The organism is uncultured Aquimarina sp. (assembly GCF_947492115.1).
Classification (GTDB): Bacteria; Bacteroidota; Bacteroidia; order Flavobacteriales; family Flavobacteriaceae; genus Aquimarina.
The window spans coordinates 559,884-569,195 of sequence record NZ_CANLMM010000004.1; the positions used below are offsets into that span (position 1 = coordinate 559,884).

Genomic DNA, 9,312 nt, shown 5'->3' on the forward strand with positions numbered 1-9,312 from the left:
GTTGGTTATTACATACAAAAAGAATCAAAAAAAATGTACATCAGATGAACTCATTGCTTTTTGTAATATCTAGTAAATGTGTATAAGAGCAGTCAGTTGTTTTATTTATTTTTAGATCACACAAATATCTTACTTATAATAAAACGCAAGTCAGGACCTCCTCGCCACAGCGAGGAGGTTTTTTTGTTTTCAATAGCTTCTTGTTGTCAGTCTGAGCCTGTCGAAGACCCATAAAACTATGAGTTAAAATCACTTCGATAAAGCCTGTTCTGAATTTGTCGAAGGATTTAGCGCTACAAAAAGGAACGAATTATTTTAATAATAGCTCTCCCAGTCCCTCTTTAATCAAGCAGTTTTTGAAAGGTTTCTTAAATCTTAATCTAGAATGAAGTGTTGTATGGAAGCCTATCGAAATACTCTCTTTTGCTATATGATGATCAATATATACCGATAAGAATCAACCAACTACCTATATATATTGTTTTATTTGATAAATTCCCTACCTACTTGTAAGGTTCTTGTACAAGATAGGACGAAAATGTGTGGGGATTTTTTCTAACAAATTTGAAACTAAATACTTACGGTGTAGCGAGGGAATTTTCTTATTTGATTTAAGGGAAATTATCTAACTACTTCTATTTCAGCGAAGAAGCTTTGTAGGTTTTAGATTCTTTTGCTTCTTTAGATTTATTGGATTTTTGTTTTTTTTAAGTTTTTTTTAGGTAAATTTTACAGGAATTCTAGTAGTAATCCATTTCTTACATATTTCTTGTTTTTCAAAAATCGGTCATTCACTCGTATAATTGACCCATCTACACCGTACAGGTATCCATCCACTAAACACACCTTAATATATTAGGCGCGAGGGGGCAATCTCCCTACATTTGTAGTGTACAATTAAGGTTATCAACCTATTACACATTTACTAAAGGATATACAGAGAGAAATCTAAGTATGCCGCTGGCCAGCGAAATCCTTACAAAACAGAAACCAAGAAAACGAAAGTTTGATTGCACTAAACAAAACAAAAAAAGTTTAGAAAAGGAAAAATTTTAATAAACAACAAATTACAACCAGAATAAGATATTAATTATAAAAGATAAACCGTTATGAAAGCTATAAAAACTATATTCGCAGTATTATTCGTAAGTTCAATGTTCATCGCTTGTGAGTCAGACAGTATTAATGAAGAAGTAGGTATTGAAGATATCAACATTGAAACTGTTGCTGGAGAAGATGAATCTGAAGAAGTGCAGGATTAATCTAAGGAAACGATAAGTATATTTTACTATTCTTATAAAAATTAAAGGGAACATATATTGTGTTCCCTTTAATTTTTATTTATTTTTAAATAAATTAAAGTTGAGATGAAATTGTTTTCAAAATTTTTGTTCTTTTTTCCTTTGTTCTATACAATTATTTCGTGTACTTCTAATGATACAGAAATTGAAGGTGCAGAGGTTAAGAAAAGATTAATTGATGAGAATATAAATAAAGCTGTTGATTTGTCTAAAAGTGCTAAGCAAAGGGTGGAAAGCTTAGATATTGCTTATGGTCATATAACTACCTTAGATGACAATTCTTTTAAAGTCAGTAAGTTGCAACAGGTGGTTATAGAGTATAATAAATTGTCTGAATATGAGAAGTTCAAAAATATTAATGACAAAACCTTAAGATTAGCTCTTTATCTCAAAGATTCTATTGCTATCGCGAAATCTTATGGATACAGAGGGATGTATTTTAGGAGAAATCAACTGGATAGTGCCTATAGTAATTTTTATAAAGCAGATGAAATTTATAGGGCTTTTGAGGATAACAAAAATAGGGATCCGCTAAGTTATTCTTATGATCACGGTAGGACCTTAATTGATTTAGCTAAATTATCTCTCAAGGTCAAGGATTATAGTGAAAGTGAACATCTTGTAATACAAGCAATAGAGAAATTTGAATTATCTGGTAATCTAAAATATTTACCACTTTGCTATTCTACGTTGGGAGTTGTGGCAAAATATTTAGAAAGATACGAAGATGCAATTTCTTATCATGAAAAGGCAATTGAAGTTGCTAAAAATACCCCTAAGGATATCTTGTATGCTACTGTTTCTTACAATAATATAGGTACTGTTTATAAATCTTTAGAAAATTATGAAGAAGCTGAGAAATTTTATAACAAAGGTTTGTCTTATAAAGATTTCCTTGATAAAAGACCAAAAAGAAAGGCAAGACTTCTTGATAATTTGGCTTATGTTAGGTTTTTAGCAAATAAACAAAATCCAAGTGTAATTAGTTTGTTTGATAGGTCATATAAAATGAGGGATAGTGTAAATGATATTACTGGGCTTTCCACTGTAAATTTACATTATTCAGAGTATTACCAGCATCAAGGTAATGATAGTTTAGCTAAATTATACGCGCTGAGAGTTAAAAAGTCTGCCCCTATTGTTAATAATAATGTTGAATTATTGCAAGCTTACAAAATATTGACGGAAGTTTCAGGTAGTGATGAGGGATTGATGTATGCACAAGAACAAATCAAGCTAAACGATAGTTTGATTAAGGAAGAGCGTTCTTATGTAAATAAGTTTGCGCGTATTCGTTTTGAAACCGAAGAAAAAGTAGAGGAAATTGCTGCTATTAGCCGTGAAAATCAATATTTAATATTTGCTATTTTAGGATTATCCGTATTGTTTTTATTAGGATATGTCATCTTTAGACAGCAACAGAGTAATAAAGAACTACTCTTCGAGCAAAAGCAGCAACAATCCAATCAAGAGATTTATCGATTACTACTTAGCCAGCAGCTAAAATTAGAAGAAGGGCGTAAGATGGAGCAACATCGTATGTCCGAAGAGCTGCATGATGGTGTGTTGGGTAGATTGTTTGGGGTGCGATTAAGCTTAGATGGGATCAATCAGCGTGCTAATGATGGATTTACCGATGCCAGAAATAAATATATAGAAGAGCTTAAATCTATAGAACGAGAAATAAGATTGATTTCACATGATTTGGGTACAGAAACCTTATCGCCAGATATCGCATATGTAGATGTAGTAGAAAGTTTGGTAAGTGATCTGTGTACAGTACATAAAATGGAGTTTGAGTTTGCCAATGATGAAAATATTGATTGGGAAGTAGTAGATGATCAGAAAAAAGTAAATCTATTCCGTATTATACAAGAGTCGCTGCAGAATATATTTAAACATGCAAAGGCAAAAAGCGTAAAAATAAACTTCGATTATGTGGATGATAAAATAAATCTTACTATTTTAGATGATGGAATCGGATTTAAAAGCAGTAAGGTAAAAAGAGGAATTGGTTTAAAAAATATTACATCCAGAGTTACCCAGATGAATGGTGTAGTAGATTTTATTAGTAATCAGGATGCAGGTACCAAAGTATCTGTAGGTATACCAATTTAATTAATGTAAATGTTGTCATATCCACTTACTGAGTATACTATAAATGTTTTATTGTAGTTACATAAGTAACCAGATAGGATAACAACTGACAAAATTTTAAAAATGAAGAAAAAGTTAAAAGTTCTTATGATTGATGATCATCCAATGATTATCGAAGGATACAAGAACACCTTATTAGGAGAAAACCAAAAAGAATACCAAATCAAAATCGATATCGCGTCTAATTGTGATGATGCATATCAGAGTATTCTAAAATCTTCTAAAACGACTCCTTATGATATGCTTTTTGTAGATATTAAGTTGCCGCCTTCTTCTGATGGTTCTATCACCTCTGGAGAAGATCTGGCAAAACATGCTAAAGAGTTATTGCCAAAAGCAAAAATTATTATCCTAACGATGCATAGAGAGGATCATAGGATTCATAATATATTAAAGAACATAAATCCTTCTGGTTTCTTAATCAAGAGTGATCTTACTTCTGCAGAGTTATTATTGGCATTTAATAATATTGTGAGTGGTACTCCGTATTATAGTGCTACGGTAAATAATCATTTTAGAAAAATGATGACGAACAACTTCTCACTAGATGAGAAAAATCTTAAAATTTTATATCACTTATCTAGAGGTGTAAAGACCAAGAATTTACCTAACTATGTGAGTCTTTCGTTAAGTGCAATAGAAAAGCGTAAGAACCAAATAAAGGAAATGTTCTCTATCGCTAAAGCTGATGATCAAAAATTATTAGAAGAAGCTCGTAAACGAGGATTCGTATAATAGAGAAATTTTTAAACAGATATAGAATAGAAGGGACAGCAATTGCTGTCCCTTTTTGTTTTTCCGAATGTTTGATTAACCGTTTTTGGTTTTTGATGCGAGGTTGTCTAATGCTAAAATAAGGTACTTTAAAAGAGGTGGTATTTAGGATTTTGCATTAAGGGAAAAATCCCCTATTTTTTAACAGTGTGTTAATCTCGATGTTAATTGAGGTTTATCCGTAATAATATTTAATTTAAATAGTTGTATTTCAATATATTTGATAAGAATTATAGGGGAATATATAATCTGATTCACACAAACTTTTTAATGTTTTTTTAGAGGTTGCTGATTGCTTATTTAGTGATTGTAATCTTGCAGTTTTAATCAATTTCAGACGCAAGCTGGGAGTGTCTTAAAATGTTCTCAGATAACTATTTAATTTATATAATATGAAAAAGTTAGCGAATTTAAAAAAAGTAAGTGTGTTAAGTAAAAGTATGCAAAGTACGATCCATGGTGGGGACTATGTGATGGCAAGTTGTAGTGATTATTGTCCAGGTACTGTTCAGGGGAACATTTTTACAGGACAATGTACTTGTATTACGGGAGAATAATAAAGGGCTATTATTCGATTGATTCCTAGATAAATTACTTTTAAAGCTTTCCAGTAGGAAGGCTTTTTTCTTTTCGGGGTGTTTTAGATTTTTATAAGGGAAATTTCATTGTTATTATATTTAAATATTTAAGGGAATATTTATTTTTATATACAAGTATTATTTCCCCTTATATTTATTTTGTGTTTTACGATTACGGTTTTTAAGTAAAAAAAATGAGGTTATTAATCTTTGATAATCAGTTAAATAGTTATAAATTTAAAATGTTAAAATAAATAAGTTGATTTGTTGTTAAAATTTAACATAAAATAATTAACAAATTAATTATGTTTTATGTTGCTATTTTTAGTGAATTAATTTGTTAGATTTAAGTGTTGATTTGTAACATTTTTTATAATCGTTTTTTAAAGATTTTTTTTGATGTGATATCACTTTTTTAAACGATACGAATGCTAAAATATTTGTTTGTCGCAAGAGGAAAAATAAATACGATCTAAGATGCCTATGAAAATAATTACTCAAGCAGTAAAACATAATATATTCCACAATAAACTTATCGTCTTTCTCATAAGACGCACTACTAATATTCCTATTTTTTTTAATGTTTTTCCTAATGAAGAGTTCCGATTTTTATCAGAGAAGGAACGGATAATGAAAGGGAAAACCACCTTCCTATATAATGCTTTTTGGAGTAACTATATAAGGACAAGGTGTAACGCTATTACTTACCCCACATTTTTTATAAAGCAATCTAGTAAGTATACAAAGTTGCTTGTATTGTGTAACATCCTATCTAAACTAAATATGAAAACGATTGATCTATAGTAATTGGTAATTCAGCTACGTTAACTATCAGTTTTGTCGATAATTAAAAATCGTGATGATCCTTTTTGTTAGGTTTAGACAAGGAGAGAATGTCACAGGTCTACAGTATTTCTTATGAATATGTCTGTAGATATTAAAAAATACCAGTAGAGAATAATAAGTGAAATCTTGATGAATCAAGATTTTATGAAGGTAGATATTTAATAAAAAGAAGCTCCTATGCGTGATTTGAAATGTAATTGGATAATAGAACTTTTTTCTATTAGTCTAAATAGAAATGTTTTACAAAAGGGAAATATACGTAGAACAAAATTCTTATGGCTGCAAGTGCTATTATTATGTATAATAATGGTGTTGCCTAATATGGTTATGTCTCAGAAAAGTGGTTCTACCGTTACGGTAGAAGCTTATCAGGAGATATTCCCTAAAGATGAGATGGATTATGAGTTAGGAATGGGAGGACCTATATTCCATACTATTAACTCCGCAACCGATGTGAAATTTCAACGAACATTTTCTGCTCTGTCTTTCTCAGCTAAATCACCTACAGATCCACCTACCTTGGATTTGGACGCACTTACTCCCGGAAATAATTATGAATATTTTTTAGAGCCTACTACAACAAACGTATTTCCGATTTCTAGAGGGCAAGTGGAAATTACTTCGGATACAGGCACATTATCTAGTGCGACTATTACTGTGAGTGGAAATGTGGATGCAAGTGAAATATTGGCAATAAATAATGGTACTGGGTTTGATTTATATTTTTTTACAGGTTCTAATTCTTTTCCTCCTTATGATATGGGGGGAGGAATTGTTTTACAAGTAACTCACACAGGGACTACCTTTACGATTACAGAAACTACTAGTGATCCTATTCCTAATGATGTTTTTGAGGATTTTATAGCTCTTATTTTTTATGGAGATTTAACCTCTCCCTATACAGAAGGTGTAAGAACCTTAGATGTAACATTAAATGATTCTACTGGAGGATCTTCTACTTCGCAGACTATTATTAATATCGTTACGCAGCCTGATGTAGTTGATGATACTAACAGTATCGCAGCCAATTCGGTCACACCCATTACTGGTGATGTATTAGCCAATGATACGGATGCAACTCCAGGAGATTCGATCATAGTATCAGAAGTTAATGTTTTTCCGTCAGAAGTAGGAATGAGCTATAGTACCCTTTATGGGACCATCACAATTCAATCAAACGGATCGTATTCCTATACAGTAGACACGACGAATCCAGCAGTTGCAGGATTGGTAAATGGAACGAGTTTAGATGATATTATAGCGTACACTGCCGAAGATACTACCGGTGGTTTTGATTATGGAATTTTAACGATTACAATCAATGGAGTAGATGATCCCCCAACAGCTGTCGATGATGTAAACAGTGTAACAGTTAATGTGCAGAACACTGCCAGTAGTAACTTGATCGAAGGAGATGGAGTAAACGGACAGGATTTATTGGATCGTCCTTTATCAACCTTAATTTGGGAGAATGAGTTTACTAATGGAGCTGCGGTAAATGGGACTTCTTTAACGATTGATGGGATAACAGTGGATTTTACAGCTTTAGACCCAGATGGTATTGGTACAGTTAGTAACTTAACTTCTCAGAATACTGCAACAAATGGAGGGCATACGGGGTATTTATTATTTAATATAGATCCAGCTACATTGTCCAACCAAGATACCGCTATTCAAATAGATTTTGGTCAGGAGGTTTTTAATCTAGGGTTTTTAGTAACAGATATTGATTATTCTCAGGGTACAGTTTGGCAGGATCAAATTACAATACAAGGGTTTTTAGATGGTGTTCCTGTTACTTTTACGAACACAATTACAGGTGGTATCGTAGATGCTGGTGGAGATACTTACTATGGTTTAGGTAGCGCTGTTCCTTCAGACGCTACTGGAAATATTAATGTGGCTTTTGATGGGCCTATTGATCAATTGGTTTTGTCTTATAATTACGGTCCTAATGTAACTGATTCGGATCCAGGAGGTCAAATTGCCGGTGTTTCGGATATTTTTTGGCAAGGAGATAATGGGGTTACTGTTATCATAATTAATGGAACTCCTGTCGTTGGTGCGACCACAGTTGCTACTACCTATGGGTTTATTACTGTAAATCCTGATGGGACGTACACCTATACGGTAGATCCAACAAATCCTGCGGTAGCTAGCTTACTAGTAGGGCAAACCTTAACAGATACAATTCCGTATACGCTGCAGGATGCTCTATTGAGCACGGATAATGCTAATCTTATTATCACGATTAATGGGTCGGCGGTAGATTCGGATATGGATGGAGAACCAGACTGGACAGATTTAGATGATGATAATGATGGAATATTAGATAGTAATGAATGTTACGTAAGTGATGTACTTATAGGAACTCCAGATGGAGTTCAAGATGGTAATTTTGGTGTTGGATATTGGGATGCAGAGTACTATAGTGGACATTTTGCTATTGCTGGTTCTACTTTTGGGAATAGTAATCAAAATAGTACATTAAATGGCTCAGTAGGTACTCCTACTTTTGTAGGAGAAGCTTATGTAGGAGGTAATTCTCTAAGCTTCACAGAATCAGGGTCGTATGCTCAAACGTCTCCAGGTGTTTTTGATACCAATTCCAGTACAGGTCTGGTGCCTCCTAGTTATGTGGGAACTAATGTAGATGATGTCGGTTTTCAACCCTATTATCAAACAATTTTTAAAAGAGTAGCAGATATAGACGGAACTCTAACCTTCGGTGGTGCAGGATTTAGTGTGGATGATGTTTTTGAGCTTTTTATCAATGGAACAAGACAAGTCTTTGCTTCTTTTTGTTGTGGAGCTACTGATTCACCTAATGATTCGTTTAGTTTTCCAGTAACAGCAGGAGATCAATTAGAAATTAGATATACAAACTTAGGCTTTGTAGGAAGCTTTCAGTTTAATTTATTATTAACGCCTTCTTGTAATACTGATGTAGATGGTGATGGTGACCTAAATGGACTGGACCTGGATAGTGATAATGATGGTTGTGATGATGTGGTAGAATCAGGAGGAACGGATACTACTCCTGCAGATGGAGTATTGGATGGTACTGGTTTTGATGGAAGTGGATTGGTAACTGGTGGTACTGGAGGCTATGACGGGATTACAGGAAATGAATATGTGGCTACACAATTAACAGTAACCACCACACCTGCTAATGAAACAGTAAATGCGGGAGAAACGGCTACTTTTAGTGTTGTTGCTACGGCTCAATCTACTACTACATTCTCTAGTGGTACCCCAGATTATACAGTGCCTCCTGCAACAGATGTGTCAGGAGCTATTGTGTACCAATGGCAAAGAAATGGTGTTGATATTAATGGAACTACAGATGGTGGTATATATAGTGGTTTTAATGGAGCTACGTTAACAATTACAAACCCAACTACTGCCTTAGATGGAAATACATATAATGTGATTGTTACGCATCCTGCTAATGTTTGTATTAACGAACAAAATAGTGCTTCTTTAACGGTAAACCCAACAAGTGATTTAAGCATTGCCAAGAGTGTGGTATTGACAACCGATGCCGATGGCAGTACTACGATCAGTGCTGGAGATACTGTTACCTTTAGTGTTACGGTTACCAATGGAGGCCCTAACAATGCTACGGGAGTAGGCGTAGGAGATACGGTTCCAGA

4 protein-coding genes are annotated in these 9,312 nt (G+C 33.4%); all 4 read left to right on the plus strand.

Annotated elements, in window-relative coordinates:
* The first annotated feature begins 1,367 nt into the window (after positions 1-1,367).
* Positions 1,368-3,419 (plus strand): sensor histidine kinase, encoded by a 2,052-nt coding sequence (locus Q1A73_RS15585; protein ID WP_299607221.1) that lies wholly within the window; start codon positions 1,368-1,370, stop codon positions 3,417-3,419.
* Positions 3,420-3,521: 102 nt separating this feature from the next.
* Complete coding sequence (locus Q1A73_RS15590) at positions 3,522-4,193, plus strand: response regulator (protein WP_299607222.1); 672 nt, start codon at positions 3,522-3,524, stop codon at positions 4,191-4,193.
* Between the two features lie 431 nt (positions 4,194-4,624).
* Positions 4,625-4,789 carry a hypothetical protein gene (locus Q1A73_RS15595; RefSeq protein ID WP_299607223.1) on the plus strand — a complete coding sequence of 55 codons (165 nt, stop codon included), beginning with the start codon at positions 4,625-4,627 and terminating at the stop codon, positions 4,787-4,789.
* 1,044 nt (positions 4,790-5,833) lie between these two features.
* The coding region (locus Q1A73_RS15600; protein WP_299607224.1) for a VCBS domain-containing protein at positions 5,834-9,312 on the plus strand (3,479 nt) is incomplete at its 3' end.

Excerpts from the sequence above, each read along its gene's own strand:
- Q1A73_RS15585 (WP_299607221.1), top strand. The coding sequence starts at position 1,368 with ATGAAATTGTTTTCAAAATTTTTGTTCTTTTTTCCTTTGTTCTATACA.
- Q1A73_RS15590 (WP_299607222.1), top strand. The coding sequence starts at position 3,522 with ATGAAGAAAAAGTTAAAAGTTCTTATGATTGATGATCATCCAATGATT.
- Q1A73_RS15595 (WP_299607223.1), top strand. The coding sequence starts at position 4,625 with ATGAAAAAGTTAGCGAATTTAAAAAAAGTAAGTGTGTTAAGTAAAAGT.